Origin of the sequence: Mammaliicoccus sp. G-M28 (assembly GCF_022386595.1) — a bacterium.
Classification (GTDB): Bacteria; Bacillota; Bacilli; order Staphylococcales; family Staphylococcaceae; genus Mammaliicoccus; species Mammaliicoccus fleurettii.
The window spans coordinates 10575-27588 of the sequence record NZ_JAJNIF010000002.1 but is presented as its reverse complement, the minus strand read 5'-3'; the positions used below and the strand labels follow the sequence as shown (position 1 = coordinate 27588).

Below are 17014 nucleotides of genomic sequence, written 5' to 3'. Positions count from 1 at the left end.
GGCACCCATATTCACACAAGTGGAGAGAAGTGTAACTAAGGGCACCCATATTCACACAAGTGGAGAGAAGTGTAACTAAGGACACCCATATTCACATAACTAAAAAGAAGTGTAAGCAAGCCCCCCCCCAATATTCCCACATAAAAACAAAATTAAAAAAGCCACTCTATTCAGAGTGACTTTTAATATATAGGTATTACATATGGGAACTATGTCCGCCAACCATAACCCAATAAGTACCGATTACTACTAATAAAGTAATAATTACTGCGAATAGTACTTTGAAGGCTGTTGCACGTCCATCTGGTCCTTCTGTTAAATGCATGAACATTAATAATTGAACTAATGCTTGTATAAATGCAAATCCTATAATAATTGAAGTTCTTACTTGTAGTGACATGCCAGTGTATAACATAACATAAACAGCTAACAACGTAAGTAAAATTGAAAATATTAAACCGACTGTATGCGTAACGACTGTTTTATTCATGATCCACTCACCATCCCTACAAGATAAACTAGTGTAAAGATAAAGATCCATACAACATCAAGGAAATGCCAATATAAGCTTCCGATAAATACTTTTGGTGCATTATGTTCGTTTAATCCACGTGTAGCAATTTGAATTAATACGCCTGTTATCCAGAATACACCTAAAGTAACATGAAGACCATGTGTTCCTAAAAGTATAAAGAATCCAGACCAGAATGATGCTAATTGTGGTGTAACACCTTCATGAACATAATGTGTGAATTCGTATACTTCAAATCCAACGAATCCTGCACCAAGTAATAATGTGATGATCATCCATACCATCATCATTTTGACATTTTCTTTACGCATGTAATGTACACCGATACCACAAGTGTAACTACTTACTAATAAAAGGAATGTCATTATCATTACTAATGGTAATTCAAATAGTTCTGGTGTAGTAAAACCACCGTAAGAACCACTTTTTTGTAATACTAAAAATGTTGCAAATAAAGTACCGAATAACGCAACTTCTGCAGTAAGAAAGACCCAAAATCCGAGTTTGTTTAATTGGCCTGTTTCATTAACAGTATCAATTGTTTTATGTTGTTCATTACTCATCTTTATTGTCCTCCTTTTCCTGTAATTCTTGTTTGCGCAATTCACGTAATTTTGCTTCATTTTCTTCTAATTCTTCAGCATGAATATGGTAACCGTAGTCTTTTTCGAAACTTCTAAATACCATACATGCTAATACGCCTATACCAAAGATAATTGCTGGAATATACGTTTCAAATACTAAGAAGAAACCTCCGAATAGGAAACATACTGCCATCCAGAAACCAACGTGTGTATTATTTGGCATATGAATATCTTTATAGTCATGATCATCAAGATAGTGTTTACCATTTTGCTTCATTTCTACAAATGTTTCAGTATCATACCATTTTGGTGTGATTGCAAAGTTGTAATGTGGTGGCATTGCTGAAGCAGTAGCCCATTCTAATGTTCTACCTAAACCGTTCCAGTTGTCACCATTTGCTTCACGTTTAGCTTTACCGTAACTATATACTACGTTCCAAACTAACGCTAAGAATCCTATACCCATCAAGAATGCACCAATTGTTGAGATGAAGTTTAATGAGAACCATCCATCTGATTGCGTGTATTTGTATAAACGACGTGGCATACCATCTAAGCCAAGTAAGAATTGTGGTAAGAAACATAAGTTAAATCCTAGAGTAAATGTCCAGAATAACCATTGATTGATTTTTTCATTTAATTTGTAACCAAACATTTTTGGATACCAGAAAATTAAACCTGCGAAACATGCGAATACAACACCAGCAATAATTACGTAGTGGAAATGTGCCACTAAGAAATACGTATTGTGGTACTGATAGTCTGCAGCTGCCATAGCAAGCATGACACCTGTAACACCACCTAATGTAAAGTTAGGAATGAATGCTAATGAGAATAGCATTGGTGATTCAAAGGAAATTCGTCCTTTATACAAGGTGAATAGCCAGTTGAATATTTTAACACCGGTTGGTACTGCGATTAACATTGTAGTTATTGAGAAGAATGAGTTTACTAATGCACCATTACCCATTGTGAAGAAATGGTGAACCCAAACTAAGAAACTTAAGAATGCAATACCACTTGTTGCCCAGACCATACTTTGATGTCCGAATAAACGTTTTCTAGCAAATGTTGGGATAATTTCTGAATAAATACCGAATGCTGGTAATACAAGTATATATACTTCAGGGTGACCCCAAACCCAGAAAAAGTTAGCCCATAGCATTGGCATACCACCATTAGCTACTTCAAAGAAGCTTGTTCCCATTAAACGGTCGAAAGTCATTAATGCAAGAGCGACAGTTAAAATAGGGAAGGCTAAGATGATTAATAATGATGTAATTAATGTTGTCATTGAGAACATCGGAATTTGCATAAATTTCATAGATTTAGTACGTAATTTTAAGATAGTAACAAAGAAGTTAATACCAGTCATTAACGTACCAATACCAGCAATTTGTATTGCAATTAAATAATAATTGATACCAGTACCTGGACTGAAATCAGTTGCAAGTGGAGCATAGTTTGTCCAACCAGCAGCTGGAGCACCACCAAGTACGAATGAAATATTAAATAATCCCATTCCGGCAGCAAATAACCAGAAACTTAAGTTATTTAACATTGGGAATGCAACATCTCGAGCACCTAATTGTAATGGTACAACAACGTTCATTAAACCAATTAAGAACGGCATAGCCATGAAGATAATCATGATAACACCATGTGTTGTAAAGATTTCATTATAGTGCTGAGATTCTAGTAATGTATTATCTGGTGTCATTAATTGTAGGCGGATAAGAAGAGCATCTACACCACCACGGAAGAACATAATGATTGCAGAAAGAATATACATTACACCGATTTTTTTATGGTCAACTGAAGTTAACCATTCAGTATATAACCATTTCCATTTTTTATAATAAGTTAATCCACCAACGACGCAGATACCTGTTAATACAAGCATGACTTGCGCCATTGTAATCATCCAGTCGCTTTGTACGATAAATTCATTCCATGGAAAATTCATTACTTGTCACCTCCATGGTTTTTATTTGAAGATTGCTCATCTTTCTTTTCATCTTCAGATTTAGCATCTTCTTGGATTTTTTCCATTTCGTCCATATGATGTTTTTCGTCTTTCTTGAAGTCACTATCATATTTTTCATTATTTGGAAGAATCATAGGTTTCATTCCATGACGTTCATAGTTAGGGTTAGTAACAGTTACTTTACGAGCAGGTAATACCGGCTTATCAGTTACGCCTTCACTTTCGTCATAGAAGTTTGGATCTTTTGGTTCATAACGGAAACGTTTAAATGCATGGAAGATATATTCCGGATCTGAAGCCGGATCAACATATGCTAAATGTGTACCGCTATAAGTAAGTTCCTGATTCTGAGTTGTAGGTAAAAGTTGGTGATCGAATGTATCTTGATCAATTGTTTTACGTTTTTGAGATTTGGAAACCCATTTATCGTAGTCTTCTGAACTTACTGAATTTACGTTAAATGTTTGTCTTGAGAAACCTTCACCATTAAAGTTTGAGTTTCTTCCTTTAAATGAACCAGTTTCATTAGCTTGCAATGTCCAATCCATTGTCATGCTTGTCATGGCATATTTCTGTCCACCTAATTGTGGAATCCAGAAACTTGTCATCATATCCATAGATTGCAGTTTGAATAAAACTGGGCGACCTTCTGGAATAGTTACATGATTGACTGTTTCAACCTTTTCATCTGGATAACTAAAGAACCATTTATAACCAGCACTTGTAGCATAAATAACTACTGGATCTTCATCAGATTTAGGTGGTTCTTCATAAGAATAAAGAGATTTAATTGTTGGTACAGCCAGTATCACAAGTATGATAACAGGAATTATAAACCATACTGCTTCTAAGATGAAGTTGTGGTGCATTGTACCAGTTGATTCGTTTTTTGTTTTTCTATATTTTATAATAAATATTAAAAACAAAACTGAGACCAATATGACTATGAAGACCATCATTATAATTGAAAAGATAATTAAGAAACGAGAATCTTCTGCCATCGGGCCTTTGGGGTTTAATACTTCTAAATTTGAACAACCACTAAGTAAAATACCTAATGTTGACATGAGAAGTATTGACTTTAACTTTGCCACGTTTTTTACCTCCCAAATTTTCTATATACCTATATATATGGCTAGACCTCAATTTTAAAGGATTTGTACATATTTACAAGGCTATCAAACGGAGTGTAAGCGTTATAATTTCGAAAAGTATAAAAAAACCTTTGATATGACGGGATTTTACCTAAATGTTAAATTTTTGTGTACATTTTAAAAAGGTTTTTAAATCTATAAAAACAATCAAAAATTAATAAAAACATTGATTTTTCAGCATATTATGAAAAATTAAAATGTAATAAAACTTCAATTATGTATGATAATTTTGCTAATAAAAATAAAACGCTCAATCCGTTAATTTTCGGATTGAGCGTTTTATTTTATTTCACTGTAATTGTTCTTCCTTGAGCAGTGATATGACCATCAGAATCTGACACTGCATATCCAACTTTATATTCACCAGGTTTATTAGTATTTACTTCGCCACTCGTTACTATGTCTGAAGTTAAATCTTTTCCTGATTTGTCTTTAGCTTTTACATCTTTTAAAAGGTCGAAATCTTCACCTTTTTTAACTGTAGTATCTTTGACACCTGACATTTCTGGATTAGGTGCTAATTCAGCATCGTTTACGTAAACTCCGCGTTTATATGTGTAGTAATAACCATCAGAATCTTTAACATGATAAGTTATATATTGTAAGCCAGTTTTTGAAGTGTCAATATCACCTTTAACTGAAACTTTATCAGTTATGTCGCCATCTTTTTTATCTACACCTTTAACACCTTTCATTGGGTCAAAGTGATCACCTTGGTATACTAAGTCTTTAGTAGGTACCGTAATAAGAGGCATATTGTCATCTAAATTTTTAGTTGAAGTCTTTTTATTAGAAGCTACTTCAGCTTTAGATTTGTCTTTATCATCAGTCGCTTTATCTTTTGTTCCATTTAAAGAACCTTCTTTTACTACATAAACATAATGCCATTTAGTTCGATATCCACCATCAGAATCCGTAACTTTATACTGTACTTTGTATTTGCCTAATTTAGAAGTATCTACATCACCAGTAACTTTAATCTTGTTAGTTAAGTCACCGTCTTCTTTATCATATGCTTTAATTCCCTTTAATGAATCATAATCGCTACCTTTTTCAACAACGTCTCCTTCAACACCTTTAATTTGTGGCAGACTATTGCTAGTAGCACTTGCAGTTAAAGAAGGTGTAACTAATGATGCTGATACACCAAGAACTGTTAATGATTGTAATATTTTATTCATCATAATTATGTACTCCTTTGTTGTAAACTATAAGAAAAGAATAACACGACTCGTGCATCAATTCCTTATTATTTAAAATATTATCGCAATGTTGTCACATTTACATCGACCTTTAGACCGATTTCAATTATCAAGGAGTATAAAGTGTTTCTTTTAGAGTATTTTTGGGGATAATATCACTTAAATAATATTTATCTAAAGTAAGAAGATATTCATTTAAAGCATGATTAAGTGCACCTTGTAATCCACAATTTAATGCGATAGGGCAAGTATTAGTTTCCATATTAAAGCATTCTACTAATTCAAAGTGATCTTCTGTTAAACGCACAAGTTTCCCGATATTTATATCTCGAGGTGACTTGTTGAGAATAATTCCGCCATTTCTTCCTCTTATAGATTTTAAATAGCCTAATTTTACGAGTTGATGAACTACTTTAGTTAAATGGTTTTTAGAAATCCCATAAAAATTCGCAATCTCTTCTATTTGAGATTGTTTATTCTGTTGAGCAAGATACATAAGCACGCGCAACGAATAGTCCGTATATTGGGTGAGCTTCATAAAGTTCAGCCTCCTTTTAATATATTAATTATACTTAATATTGTATGTAAAAAACAATGATTCAATTTATGTTTTATGGATAAGTGACAATTTTGTAAACTATTGCAAAATTTGTTGAAAAACATTGTGAAATTTTTTACAATTAAAGATGTATTTAAAATATATCTTTTAGAGGGGGATTCTGATGTTATCAGAACAAACTAAAGAAATCGTCAAACAAACAGTACCTGTGTTAGAAGAACACGGAAATGAAATTACAAAAGTATTTTATGAAAGAATGTTTGAAGCACACCCAGAATTATTAAACATATTTAATAAATCAAATCAAAAACAAGGTAAACAACAAACAGCATTAGCACAAACAGTATTAGCAGCAGCTAAACATATTGATCATTTAGAAGCAATCGTACCTAATGTGAATCAAATCGCACATAAACATCGTGCATTACAAGTAAAAGAAGAACATTATCCTATAGTTGGAGAATTTCTTTTAAAAGCAATTAAAGAAGTACTAGGTGATGCAGCAACAGATGATATTATGAATGCCTGGGAAGAAGCATATGGTGAAATAGCTGGCGTATTCATTCAAATGGAAAAAGCAATGTATGAACAAGCAGCTTGGGAAGATTTTAAATCATTTAAAATTACTAATATTGAAGACCAAGGTACTTCAATGAAATCATTTGAAGTAGAACCAGAAGAGAATATTAAAGTACCAGATTTAGTAGCTGGTCAATATATTACTGTTCGTATTAAACCTACAAATGACGAGAATTTAGCGTTAAGACATTATTCAATTTATTCTGTTAAAAATGATGGCAAAATTAGATTTGCAGTTAAAAAAGAAGGATTCGGTGAGAAAAAAGGACTAGTATCACACGACCTACACAATAGCTACTCAGTTGGAGATACAATAGAAATTTCAGCTCCAGCAGGTGATTTCAAAGTAGAATCAGCAGATGACAAAAAAATATTACTATTATCTTCAGGAGCAGGCGTTACACCAATGTTAGCTATGTTAGAAGATGAAGGATATAAAGGCAAAGAAGTTCATTTCGTACACGTTAACGAATCAGAAAAAGATGTGCCTTTCAAAGACGAAATTGCTGCATTAAATGCAATGAATAATAATGTTAAAGTAACTTATCACTTAAAAGAAAGAGATGGTTACTTAACAAGTGACGAACTAAAAGCATGGATCGATAAAGATGTAGATATTTATCTATGTGGTGGTATAACATTTATGGATACAATTTTTGATGAGTTAAGCAAATTAAACATCGATCAATCAGATGTACATTTCGAACCATTCGGTCCAAAAATGAGTATTACAAACGTATAAATTTTATGAAGTATATCGTGTGATTCAGGAAGAATCTGAAATAAACACGAAGACTGATAAAAATATCTGACAATAAAATTAAAATAGGCTGGGACAATTAATTGTCCCAGCCTATTTTAATATATTTTTTTATTCTATTCCGTTTTTCCATTTTTCAGCTAGTAATGTATTATTTAACACCATAGTAATTGTAAGGGGACCAACGCCACCAGGTACAGGTGTAATTGCGCCAGCTACTTCTTTAACGGCTTCGAAATCTACATCACCTTTAAGTTTACCGTCATCATCTGGTGTGTTACCTACATCAATAATGACTGCTCCTGGTTTAACTAAATCTTTAGTTACGAGATGTACATTTCCTACTGCACTAACGATTACATCAGATTGTTTTAATACTTCTTCAGTATTCGTTGATTTAGAATGTAACAACGTAACTGTTGCGTCTTGATCAGTTAATAATTTACTAACAGGTTGACCTACGATATGACTTCTACCAATTACAGCTACGTTTTTACCTTTTAAATCTATTTCTGCATGTTTTAAAATTTCCATAATTCCTAATGGAGTACATGGAACAAATGTACGTTCACCAGTGTATAACCTACCAATATTAATTGGGTTAAAACCATCTACATCTTTTTCAGGGTTAATTGCTTCTAATACTTTAGATTCTGAAACTTGTTTAGGTAGTGGTACTTGCACTAAAATTCCACTCACAGAATCATCATTATTTAATCTGTCTAGCTCGTTTAACACTTCTTCTTCTGTTGATGATTCATCCATGTGTATGATCTCAGATATCATACCAATCTTTTCGGCTGCTTTCTTTTTCGAATTAACATAGCTTTTACTAGCACCGTCATTACCTACTAATATTACAGATAATTTTGGTACGATGTTATGCTTTTTTAATTTTTCTACTTCACTTTGAAGATCTGCTCTATACGCCTTCGCTATTTCTCTACCGTCTAATATCTTAGCTACCATGAAAATTGCCTCCTAAATAATAAATCGAACTTTAATGATGTTTACAATACAAATTATCCCTTTAATACGAACATAAATCAATAATTTTTATAAAAAATATAGAAAATGTTCGTTTTTCCATTGAAAATAGCATTATCAATTGTTATGCTATATCTGTAATATACACAATAAAAGTTAAATATTTCAACTATTTGAAAGGGTGACCTACATGAAAGTGGCAGTAATAATGGGTAGTTCTTCAGATTGGCCAATTATGAAAGAAGCATGTGACATGCTAGATTACTTTAGCATTCAATATGAAAAAAAGGTTGTATCTGCGCATAGAACACCATTAGAAATGGTTGATTTTGCTAAAAATGCTACTAGTCAAAACATCGATATTATTATCGCTGGAGCAGGAGGAGCTGCACATTTACCAGGAATGGTAGCGTCGTTAACAACAGTTCCGGTTATAGGTGTACCAATTGAATCGAAAAGTTTAAAAGGCATGGACTCATTATTATCTATAGTACAAATGCCAGGTGGAATACCTGTTGCAACTACAGCTATTGGTAAAGCAGGTTCTAAAAATGCTGGAATATTAGCAGCAAGAATGATTGGTATGACGGATGAAGATGTTAGAAAACAATTAGTGAATTATGAAAAAAGTTTAGTCGATAAAGTGGAGGAAATGCAAAATGACTTATTATAACCTCGAAACTGGTGACATGATAGGTATTGTGGGTGGCGGACAATTAGGTAAAATGATGGCACAATCTGCACAAAGAATAGGATTTAAAGTAGCAATACTTGATCCTGATGAGAATTGTCCTGCACAATTTGTCGCTCATGAATTTATAAATGCGGATTATTCAAATGAAGACGCACTTAATCAATTAGGTGAAATCTCGAAAGTAGTAACTTATGAATTTGAAAATATAGATGCACAACAATTAAAAACACTTTCCAATAATTATAATATTCCTCAAGGAAGTGAAACTGTTGCTTTATTACAAGATAGATTAACTGAAAAACAAACATTAGAAAGCGCTAATGTAAACATTGTACCGTTTTTAGAGGTTAATCACGCTCAAGACTTGAATAAAGCGATTGAAACAATAGGCTTCCCTTTTATTATCAAGACGCGCTTTGGTGGTTATGACGGAAAAGGTCAACTTGTTATTCATTCTAATAATGATTTAGATGAAGCGAGAAATCTAATTGCCAATACACCATGCGTAGTTGAAAAATATCTCCCTCTTTATAAAGAAGTATCCATAACAGCAACTCGTGATATTTATGATCAAACTGTTTATTTTCCACTACAAGAAAACGAACATAGGGATCAAATACTATATAAGACAATTGTTCCAGCTCGTGTAGACCTTGAAGAACAAGCTATAGATGAAGTGAAGAAGATAATGACTAAAGTTCACTTTATCGGTACTTTCACTGTGGAATTTTTTGTAACAAATGATTTGAAATTATATGTTAATGAAATTGCACCAAGACCACATAACTCAGGGCATTACTCTATTGAAGCTTGTGACTATTCCCAATTTGATACACATGTACTTGCAGTTGCAGGTTGGCATTTACCGAAAAAAATTAATTTATTGCAACCAGCCATTATGATGAACTTATTAGGACAAGATGTCTCAAATTTAAAAAATGAATTTTATAAACATCCAGATTGGCATGTTCACATTTACGGTAAGAAAATTAATAAAATTAATCGAAAAATGGGGCACATTACCAAGCTATCACTTGATCTAGATAAGGATGAATTAACATTTAATCAAACTTTTGAAGGGCGGAACAAGTAACATGTCATTACTTTATGAAGGTAAAGCTAAAAGAGTATTTAATACAGAACAAGAAGGCGTTTTGAGAATTGAATATAAAGATGAAGTCACAGCAGGTAATGGTGCTAAAAAGGATGAAATGATTGGTAAAGGTAGATTAAACAATCTAATTACTTCTAAAATTTTTGGAATATTGAAACAAAAAGGTGTATCAAGTCACTTTATAGAGCAAATATCAGATACTGAACAACTTGTTAAATCTGTAGATATCTTTCCATTAGAAGTAGTAGTTCGTAACGTAGCTGCTGGATCCATTTGTAAAAGGTTAGGATTTGAAAAAGGTCATACATTTAAACAACCATTATTAGAATTATTTTATAAGAAGGATGAGTTAAATGATCCTCTTATCACAGATGATCATGTCGCTTTGCTTAATATCGCATCGACAGAACAACTTTCTACTATTAAAGATGAAGCTTTAAAAGTTAATGAAGTGTTAAGTAAAGTAATGAATGAGATGAATTTAATATTGGTCGATTATAAAATCGAATTTGGCATTACAAAAGATGGTCAAATTTTATTAGCTGATGAAATATCCCCAGACACTTGTAGAATTTGGGATAAAGAAACAAAAGAAAACTTTGATAAAGATGTATATAGAGAAGATACGGGATCATTAATCGATACTTATGAAACTTTTTATAAAAAATTGGAGGAACTATAAATGAAGAAGATTGAATTGCATATCACATTACAAGGACAAGTATTAGACACACAAGGACAAGCATTAAATAGAGCTGTGCATGATTTAGGATATGAGCAAGTGAATGATATTAGAGTAGGTAAAGTTATTTATATGACTGTCGATGAAACAGATGAAAATACAATCAAAAATGTTGTAAATACATTAAGTGAAAAACTATTTGCCAATACTGTAATCGAAGAATATAGCTTTAAAATTCTAGAAGATAAGGAGAACGCGTAATGAAATTAGCTGTATTAGTATTTCCAGGATCTAATTGCGATCGTGATATGTTTAATGCTGCTAAGCGTTCCGGTGTTGATGCAGCATATGTAGATTATAGAGAAACAACTCTTGAAGGATTTGATGGGGTCTTAATACCTGGTGGATTTTCATTTGGTGATTATTTGAGATCTGGTGCGATGGCTCGTGTTGCTCCAATTATTAATGAAGTAAAAAGACTTGCTAGTGAAGGTAAACCTGTACTAGGTGTTTGTAATGGATTTCAAATCTTAACTGAAGTTGGGCTATTACCTGGTGCCTTACTACATAACGATAGTCATTTATTTGTTAGTAGAAATGAGCATTTAACAATTGTAAATAATGAAACTAAATTTACGAACCTATATAAAAAAGATGAAACAGTTGTTTATCCTGTTGCTCATGGTGAGGGTCATTATTATTGTACTGATGATGTTTATAATGAACTTGTAGAAAATAACCAAATTATATTAACTTATAATGACAATCCAAACGGCTCATATAAAGATATTGCGGGCATAATAAATAAGGAAGGTAATGTTTGTGGTATGATGCCACACCCAGAACGTGCAATGGAAACCTTACTTGGATCAGATAGCGGTGTCAAATTATTTCAATCTATGATCGAAAGTTGGAGGGAACAACATGTCTAAGTTTTTAGAACCAAGTATAGAAGAAATTGAAAAAGAATATTTATATAAAGATATGGGCCTAACAGATGAAGAATATCAAAAAGTGATAACTATATTAGGTAGAAAACCTAATTTCACAGAGATTGGAATCTTTTCTGTTATGTGGAGCGAGCATTGTTCTTATAAACATTCTAAGCCATTCTTAAAACAATTCCCGACTTCTGGAGAACATGTATTGATGGGACCAGGTGAAGGTGCTGGTGTTGTTGATATTGGTGACAATCAAGCGGTAGTGTTCAAAGTAGAATCACATAATCATCCTTCAGCAATTGAACCTTATCAAGGTGCAGCCACTGGTGTCGGAGGTATAATTCGTGACATCGTATCTATCGGTGCGAGACCAATTTCATTATTAAATAGTTTGAGATTTGGCGAATTATCAAGTAAGACGAATCGTAGACTGTTTAGTGGTGTAGTAAAAGGTGTGGGTGGATACGGAAACTGTATCGGTATTCCAACAGTAGCTGGTGAAATTGAATTTGATGGTCGTTACGATGGTAATCCACTTGTAAACGCGATGTGTGTCGGTATTATCGAACACGATAAAATCCAAAAAGGTACTGCTAAAGGAATAGGCAATCCTGTTATATATGTTGGATTAAAAACTGGCAGAGATGGTATACATGGAGCAACATTTGCATCAGAAGAATTAAGTGAAGCATCTGAAAGCAAAAGACCATCTGTCCAAATAGGTGATCCTTTCGTAGGTAAAAAATTAATGGAAGCAACTTTAGAAGCGATAACATATCCAGAATTAGTTGGAATTCAAGATATGGGAGCTGCAGGTTTAACTTCATCATCTTCAGAAATGGCAGCTAAAGGTGAAAGTGGTATTCATTTACATTTAGAAAAAGTACCAACACGAGAAGAGGGCATATCTCCTTACGAAATGATGCTATCTGAAACACAAGAACGTATGCTCTTAGTAGTTGAAAAAGGAACTGAACAAAAATTCTTAGATTTGTTTGAACATCATGAATTAGATTCAGCTGTAATTGGAGAAGTAACGGATACTAATAGATTTGTATTATCTTATGAGGACGAAGTTTATGCTGATATTCCAGTTGAACCTTTAGCTGATGAAGCGCCAGTATATATTTTAGAAGGAGAAGCTAAAGAACACCATAAAGATGCAAATCAATATGATCATATTGATGTTGAAGATGTGTTTACTAAACTTATTAACCATCCAACGATTGCATCTAAGCATTATGCTTATGACCAATATGATCAGCAAGTTGGAGCAAATACTATCATTAAACCAGGTATTAGCGCTGGTGTTGTAAGAGTAGAAGGTACAAATAAAGCAATTGCGTCAACAATTGATGGAGAAGCAAGATATGTTTATAACAATCCATATGAAGGCGGAAAAATGGTTGTAGCAGAAGCATACAGAAATCTTATTTCTGTAGGTGCAAAACCTTTAGCGATGACAGATTGTTTAAATTATGGTTCTCCAGAAAAGAAAGAAATCTATCAACAATTAACAGATTCTACACGAGGTATGGCTGAAGCATGTGAAGCTTTAAATACACCAGTCGTTTCAGGAAACGTCTCTTTATATAATGAAACGAAAGGAACTTCAATTTTCCCAACACCAGTAGTTGGAATGGTTGGATTAATTGAAGATGTTAATTATTTAAATGATTTTGAGCCAAAAGTTAATGAACGCATATATATAGTTGGAGAAACTAATAACGATTTCGGTGGAAGTCAAATCGAAAAATTATTATATACAGAAGTAAACCATGAATCAAGCTCAATTGATTTAAATGCAGAAGTTAAACGTGGCGAACAAATTAAAGAAGCAATTAATGCAGGCACGGTTTCTCATGTCCAAGCAATTGGAAAAGGTGGTATAGCTATTAGTTTAGCAAAAATATCAACACACTTTAATTTAGGATTAGATGTAAATGTACCAGTTTCAAATGCACAGTTATTTAGTGAAACACAAGGTCGATATATTTTAATCGCTAAAGAAGAACAAATAGTAGAAATTGATGGTGCGGTTGAAATAGGTAAAGTAACTAACGATGCTCAATTTACATTAACGAATGATTCATCTCAAATTAAATATGATGTATCTACTTTGGATGAACAGTTGAAGGGAGCTATAACGCAATGCATGAAATCAAGAGTTTAAATGAAGAATGTGGTGTGTTTGGCATTTGGAATCATCCAGAATCTGCACAATTAACTTATATGGGACTTCACAGTTTACAACATAGAGGTCAAGAAGGCGCAGGAATTGTTTCTTCAAATGGACTGGAGCTTAAAGGTGAAAGAGGTTTAGGATTGCTAACAGATGCGATTTCTGATGTTCAATTAGAAACTTTTAAAGGTAATCAACATGCGATTGGTCATGTAAGATATGCGACATCAGGAAATAAAGGTATTGAAAATATTCAACCTTTTTTATATCACTTTTATGATATGAGTGTAGGCGTTTGTCATAATGGGAATTTGGTCAATGCCCAAAGTTTACGTATTGAGTTAGAAAAGGAAGGCGCAATTTTTCATTCTTCATCGGATACAGAAGTCATTATGCATCTTATTAGAAGAAGTAAAGCACCTACTTTTGAAGAAGCACTAAAAGAAAGTTTAAACATTATAAAAGGTGGATTTACGTTCGCATTATTAACTAAAGATGCACTTTATGGAGCAGTAGATCCAAATGCTATAAGACCTTTAGCAGTAGGTAGAATGAAAACTGGTGCTTATATTATTGCAAGTGAAACATGTGCAATCGATGTTCTTGGCGCAGAGTTTATTAGAGATATTCATGCTGGGGAATTTATTGTCATTAATGATGATGGTATAAGAGTTGAGTCTTATACAAAAGACACAACAACTGCAATTTCAGCTATGGAATATATTTATTTTGCTAGACCAGATTCTACAATAGCAGGTAAAAACGTACATGCTGTTCGTAAAGAGTCAGGTAAAAAACTAGCTCAAGAAAGTCCTGTTGCTAATGCAGATATGGTTATTGGTGTTCCTAATTCATCTCTTTCAGCAGCATCTGGATTTGCAGAAGAAAGCCACTTACCTTATGAAATGGGTCTAGTTAAAAATCAATATGTAGCTAGAACATTTATCCAACCAACTCAAGAATTACGTGAACAAGGTGTCCGTGTTAAATTATCAGCTGTAAAAGATATCGTACATGGAAAAAATATTGTGCTTGTTGATGATTCAATTGTTAGAGGTACTACAAGTAAGAGAATTGTGAAGATGTTAAAGGATGCTGGAGCAAATGAAATACATGTTCGCATTGCTTCACCTGAATTTATGTTTCCTAGTTTTTATGGGATTGATGTTTCGACGTCTTCAGAATTAATATCTGCTAATAAATCACCTGAGGAAATTAGAGATTATATTGGTGCAGATTCATTATCATATTTATCTGTTGATGGGTTAATTCATTCAATAGGTTTAGATAAAGATGTTCCATATCATGGTCTTTGTGTTGAAAGTTTTACAGGAGACTATCCTGCAGGGCTATATGATTATGAAGAGAGATATTATGAAAATTTAAGTCCACGTCAAAAGGCTTATCTAGAAAATAACAAACAATACTTTGATAAAGAGGGTAATCTTAATGTCGAAAGCATATAAAGCATCTGGTGTAGATATAGAAGCGGGCTATGAAGCGGTAAATAGAATGAAGTCTCATGTACAAAGTACGATGAGAAAAGAAGTACTAGGTGGATTAGGTGGATTTGGTGCAGCATTTGATTTGTCTCAATTAAATATGAAGAAACCCGTTTTAGTATCGGGTACTGATGGTGTAGGCACTAAACTGAAATTGGCTATTGATTATAATAAACACGACACGATAGGTATTGATGCAGTGGCGATGTGTGTTAATGATATATTGACGACTGGTGCTGAACCTTTATATTTTCTTGATTATATTGCAACAAATAAAGTAGAACCAGAAACAATTGAAGCAATCGTATCTGGAGTGTCTGTAGGTTGTAAAGAAACTAATTGTGCGTTAATTGGTGGAGAGACTGCAGAAATGGGTGAAATGTATCATCAAGGTGAATATGATATTGCTGGTTTTTGTGTTGGAGCGGTTGAAAAAGATGATTACATCGATGGAAGTAATGTTGATGATGGTGACATTATAATCGGAATAACATCTAGTGGTATACATTCTAATGGATATAGTCTTGTAAGAAATTTAATTAAAGAAAGTAAAATCAATTTAAATGATCAATTTGATGAAAATAGAACATACTTAGAAGCGTTTCTTGAACCAACTAAACTATACGTTAAACCAGTACTTTCAGTATTAGATAAAGTGAAAGTGAAGGGTATGTCGCATATTACTGGTGGAGGTTTCATAGAGAATATTCCTAGAGCTATTCCAAATGATAAAGATGCTGAAATAGATGTTAGTACATATAAAGTACCACAAATATTTGAGTGGCTAAAAAATCAAGGTAATATTGAAGCTTCAGAAATGTATAATGTATTTAATATGGGTATTGGATTTGTTCTAATTGTTAATAAAGAAGACCAAGAAGAAACATTGAATATTTTAAAACAACATAATGAAGAAGCTTTCGTTATTGGTGGAATTACAAATGGAACTGGAGAGGTCAATATATCGGGGGTTCAATCATGATTAAAATTGCAGTATTTGCTTCAGGAAATGGTTCAAACTTCGAAAAAATTATGGAAAACATTGAAGCAGGATATTTAAACCATATTGAGGTTACTGCTTTATATACAGATAATCCGAATGCTTTTTGTATTGAAAGAGCAAGACGGTTTAATTTACCAGTATATATTATTGATCCAAAAACTTATGACGATAAAAAAGAATATGAAGAAGCACTGTTAACGAAATTATCACAAGATAGAGTGAGCTGGGTTATTTTAGCAGGTTATATGAGAATTGTAGGACCAACACTATTGAAACAATATGAAGGTAAAATGTTGAATATTCATCCTTCTATTTTACCGAGTTTTCCTGGTAAAGATGCTGTTGGACAAGCACTTGATTATGGTGTGCGTGTCACAGGTGCAACTGTACATTATGTTGATAGTGGTATGGATACTGGTAAAATAATTGATCAATTAAGTTGTTCTGTATATCCAGACGATACAAGAGAAACATTGCAATTAAGAATACAAAACTTGGAATACGAATTATACCCACGTGTCATAAAAGAAATCATTCAATAAAGGAGTCTTT

The 17014-nt window shown here is 33.0% G+C and carries 16 protein-coding genes and 2 pseudogenes; 10 read left to right on the top strand and 8 right to left on the bottom strand.

Going from position 1 to position 17014, the window contains the following annotated elements:
- Positions 1-196 precede the first annotated feature (196 nt).
- The 7 genes and pseudogenes from qoxD to LQ609_RS01980 form a co-directional block, all read right to left on the bottom strand.
- Entirely contained in the window at positions 197-490 is a 294-nt protein-coding gene (gene qoxD / locus LQ609_RS02010) for a cytochrome aa3 quinol oxidase subunit IV (protein WP_078356755.1), read from the bottom strand.
- Positions 487-1095 carry a cytochrome aa3 quinol oxidase subunit III gene (gene qoxC, locus LQ609_RS02005; RefSeq protein WP_078356756.1) on the bottom strand — a complete coding sequence of 203 codons (609 nt, stop codon included), beginning with the start codon at positions 1093-1095 and terminating at the stop codon, positions 487-489. Before qoxC ends, qoxD begins: the two co-directional genes overlap by 4 nt.
- Positions 1088-3082: a cytochrome aa3 quinol oxidase subunit I gene (gene qoxB / locus LQ609_RS02000; RefSeq protein WP_078356757.1), complete on the bottom strand. Its 1995-nt coding sequence runs from the start codon at positions 3080-3082 to the stop codon at positions 1088-1090. The genes qoxC and qoxB overlap by 8 nt, the downstream gene beginning before the upstream one ends.
- Positions 3082-4197 carry a cytochrome aa3 quinol oxidase subunit II gene (gene qoxA / locus LQ609_RS01995; RefSeq protein WP_078356758.1) on the bottom strand — a complete coding sequence of 372 codons (1116 nt, stop codon included), beginning with the start codon at positions 4195-4197 and terminating at the stop codon, positions 3082-3084. Before qoxA ends, qoxB begins: the two co-directional genes overlap by 1 nt.
- Before the next feature lie 344 nt (positions 4198-4541).
- A pseudogene (locus tag LQ609_RS01990) lies at positions 4542-4967 on the bottom strand (immunoglobulin-like domain-containing protein); the annotation flags it as partial.
- Between the two features lie 180 nt (positions 4968-5147).
- Positions 5148-5438: pseudogene (locus LQ609_RS01985) on the bottom strand (immunoglobulin-like domain-containing protein); the annotation flags it as partial.
- A gap of 130 nt (positions 5439-5568) precedes the next feature.
- On the bottom strand, positions 5569-5997 hold the full coding sequence (locus LQ609_RS01980; RefSeq protein WP_078356760.1) for an RrF2 family transcriptional regulator: 429 nt from the start codon (positions 5995-5997) through the stop codon (positions 5569-5571).
- 184 nt (positions 5998-6181) lie between these two features.
- On the opposite strand from LQ609_RS01980, the gene LQ609_RS01975 reads away from it, so the two are divergent.
- The gene (locus LQ609_RS01975) at positions 6182-7339 is read left to right on the top strand and encodes a globin domain-containing protein (RefSeq protein ID WP_078356761.1); all 1158 of its coding nucleotides are present in this window, start codon (positions 6182-6184) and stop codon (positions 7337-7339) included.
- Between the two features lie 129 nt (positions 7340-7468).
- Here the strand turns inward: LQ609_RS01975 and folD are convergent, their stop codons facing one another.
- Positions 7469-8326: a bifunctional methylenetetrahydrofolate dehydrogenase/methenyltetrahydrofolate cyclohydrolase FolD gene (gene folD, locus LQ609_RS01970; protein ID WP_078356762.1), complete on the bottom strand. Its 858-nt coding sequence runs from the start codon at positions 8324-8326 to the stop codon at positions 7469-7471.
- 208 nt (positions 8327-8534) lie between these two features.
- Here folD and purE point away from each other — a divergent pair, with 208 nt between their 5' ends.
- The 9 genes from purE to purN are packed head-to-tail and all read left to right on the top strand — an operon-like array spanning position 8535 to position 17004.
- Complete coding sequence (purE, locus tag LQ609_RS01965) at positions 8535-9017, top strand: 5-(carboxyamino)imidazole ribonucleotide mutase (protein ID WP_078356763.1); 483 nt, start codon at positions 8535-8537, stop codon at positions 9015-9017.
- Positions 9004-10131 (top strand): 5-(carboxyamino)imidazole ribonucleotide synthase, encoded by a 1128-nt coding sequence (gene purK, locus LQ609_RS01960; protein ID WP_107509838.1) that lies wholly within the window; start codon positions 9004-9006, stop codon positions 10129-10131. Before purE ends, purK begins: the two co-directional genes overlap by 14 nt.
- Position 10132: 1 nt before the next feature.
- A complete protein-coding gene (gene purC / locus LQ609_RS01955) occupies positions 10133-10834 on the top strand; it encodes a phosphoribosylaminoimidazolesuccinocarboxamide synthase (RefSeq protein ID WP_208144003.1) in 702 nt (233 codons plus the stop codon).
- Positions 10835-11095 carry a phosphoribosylformylglycinamidine synthase subunit PurS gene (purS, locus tag LQ609_RS01950; RefSeq protein WP_078356766.1) on the top strand — a complete coding sequence of 87 codons (261 nt, stop codon included), beginning with the start codon at positions 10835-10837 and terminating at the stop codon, positions 11093-11095.
- Positions 11095-11766: a phosphoribosylformylglycinamidine synthase subunit PurQ gene (gene purQ, locus LQ609_RS01945; protein ID WP_078356767.1), complete on the top strand. Its 672-nt coding sequence runs from the start codon at positions 11095-11097 to the stop codon at positions 11764-11766. The genes purS and purQ overlap by 1 nt, the downstream gene beginning before the upstream one ends.
- Positions 11759-13948 carry a phosphoribosylformylglycinamidine synthase subunit PurL gene (gene purL / locus LQ609_RS01940; RefSeq protein WP_078356768.1) on the top strand — a complete coding sequence of 730 codons (2190 nt, stop codon included), beginning with the start codon at positions 11759-11761 and terminating at the stop codon, positions 13946-13948. Before purQ ends, purL begins: the two co-directional genes overlap by 8 nt.
- Positions 13927-15423 (top strand): amidophosphoribosyltransferase, encoded by a 1497-nt coding sequence (purF, locus tag LQ609_RS01935; protein ID WP_239700535.1) that lies wholly within the window; start codon positions 13927-13929, stop codon positions 15421-15423. The genes purL and purF overlap by 22 nt, the downstream gene beginning before the upstream one ends.
- A complete protein-coding gene (gene purM, locus LQ609_RS01930; protein ID WP_239700546.1) occupies positions 15407-16441 on the top strand; it encodes a phosphoribosylformylglycinamidine cyclo-ligase in 1035 nt (344 codons plus the stop codon). Before purF ends, purM begins: the two co-directional genes overlap by 17 nt.
- A complete protein-coding gene (gene purN / locus LQ609_RS01925) occupies positions 16438-17004 on the top strand; it encodes a phosphoribosylglycinamide formyltransferase (protein WP_078356771.1) in 567 nt (188 codons plus the stop codon). Before purM ends, purN begins: the two co-directional genes overlap by 4 nt.
- The last annotated feature ends 10 nt before the right edge of the window (positions 17005-17014 follow it).

What these genes read in the sequence shown, in the direction of transcription:
- qoxD (WP_078356755.1), bottom strand. Translation starts at nt 490, where the DNA reads ATGAATAAAACAGTCGTTACGCATACAGTCGGTTTAATATTTTCAATT.
- qoxC (WP_078356756.1), bottom strand. Translation starts at nt 1,095, where the DNA reads ATGAGTAATGAACAACATAAAACAATTGATACTGTTAATGAAACAGGC.
- qoxB (WP_078356757.1), bottom strand. Translation starts at nt 3,082, where the DNA reads ATGAATTTTCCATGGAATGAATTTATCGTACAAAGCGACTGGATGATT.
- LQ609_RS01980 (WP_078356760.1), bottom strand. Translation starts at nt 5,997, where the DNA reads ATGAAGCTCACCCAATATACGGACTATTCGTTGCGCGTGCTTATGTAT.
- LQ609_RS01975 (WP_078356761.1), top strand. Translation starts at nt 6,182, where the DNA reads ATGTTATCAGAACAAACTAAAGAAATCGTCAAACAAACAGTACCTGTG.
- folD (WP_078356762.1), bottom strand. Translation starts at nt 8,326, where the DNA reads ATGGTAGCTAAGATATTAGACGGTAGAGAAATAGCGAAGGCGTATAGA.
- purE (WP_078356763.1), top strand. Translation starts at nt 8,535, where the DNA reads ATGAAAGTGGCAGTAATAATGGGTAGTTCTTCAGATTGGCCAATTATG.
- purK (WP_107509838.1), top strand. Translation starts at nt 9,004, where the DNA reads ATGACTTATTATAACCTCGAAACTGGTGACATGATAGGTATTGTGGGT.
- purC (WP_208144003.1), top strand. Translation starts at nt 10,133, where the DNA reads ATGTCATTACTTTATGAAGGTAAAGCTAAAAGAGTATTTAATACAGAA.
- purS (WP_078356766.1), top strand. Translation starts at nt 10,835, where the DNA reads ATGAAGAAGATTGAATTGCATATCACATTACAAGGACAAGTATTAGAC.
- purQ (WP_078356767.1), top strand. Translation starts at nt 11,095, where the DNA reads ATGAAATTAGCTGTATTAGTATTTCCAGGATCTAATTGCGATCGTGAT.
- purL (WP_078356768.1), top strand. Translation starts at nt 11,759, where the DNA reads ATGTCTAAGTTTTTAGAACCAAGTATAGAAGAAATTGAAAAAGAATAT.
- purF (WP_239700535.1), top strand. Translation starts at nt 13,927, where the DNA reads ATGCATGAAATCAAGAGTTTAAATGAAGAATGTGGTGTGTTTGGCATT.
- purM (WP_239700546.1), top strand. Translation starts at nt 15,407, where the DNA reads ATGTCGAAAGCATATAAAGCATCTGGTGTAGATATAGAAGCGGGCTAT.
- purN (WP_078356771.1), top strand. Translation starts at nt 16,438, where the DNA reads ATGATTAAAATTGCAGTATTTGCTTCAGGAAATGGTTCAAACTTCGAA.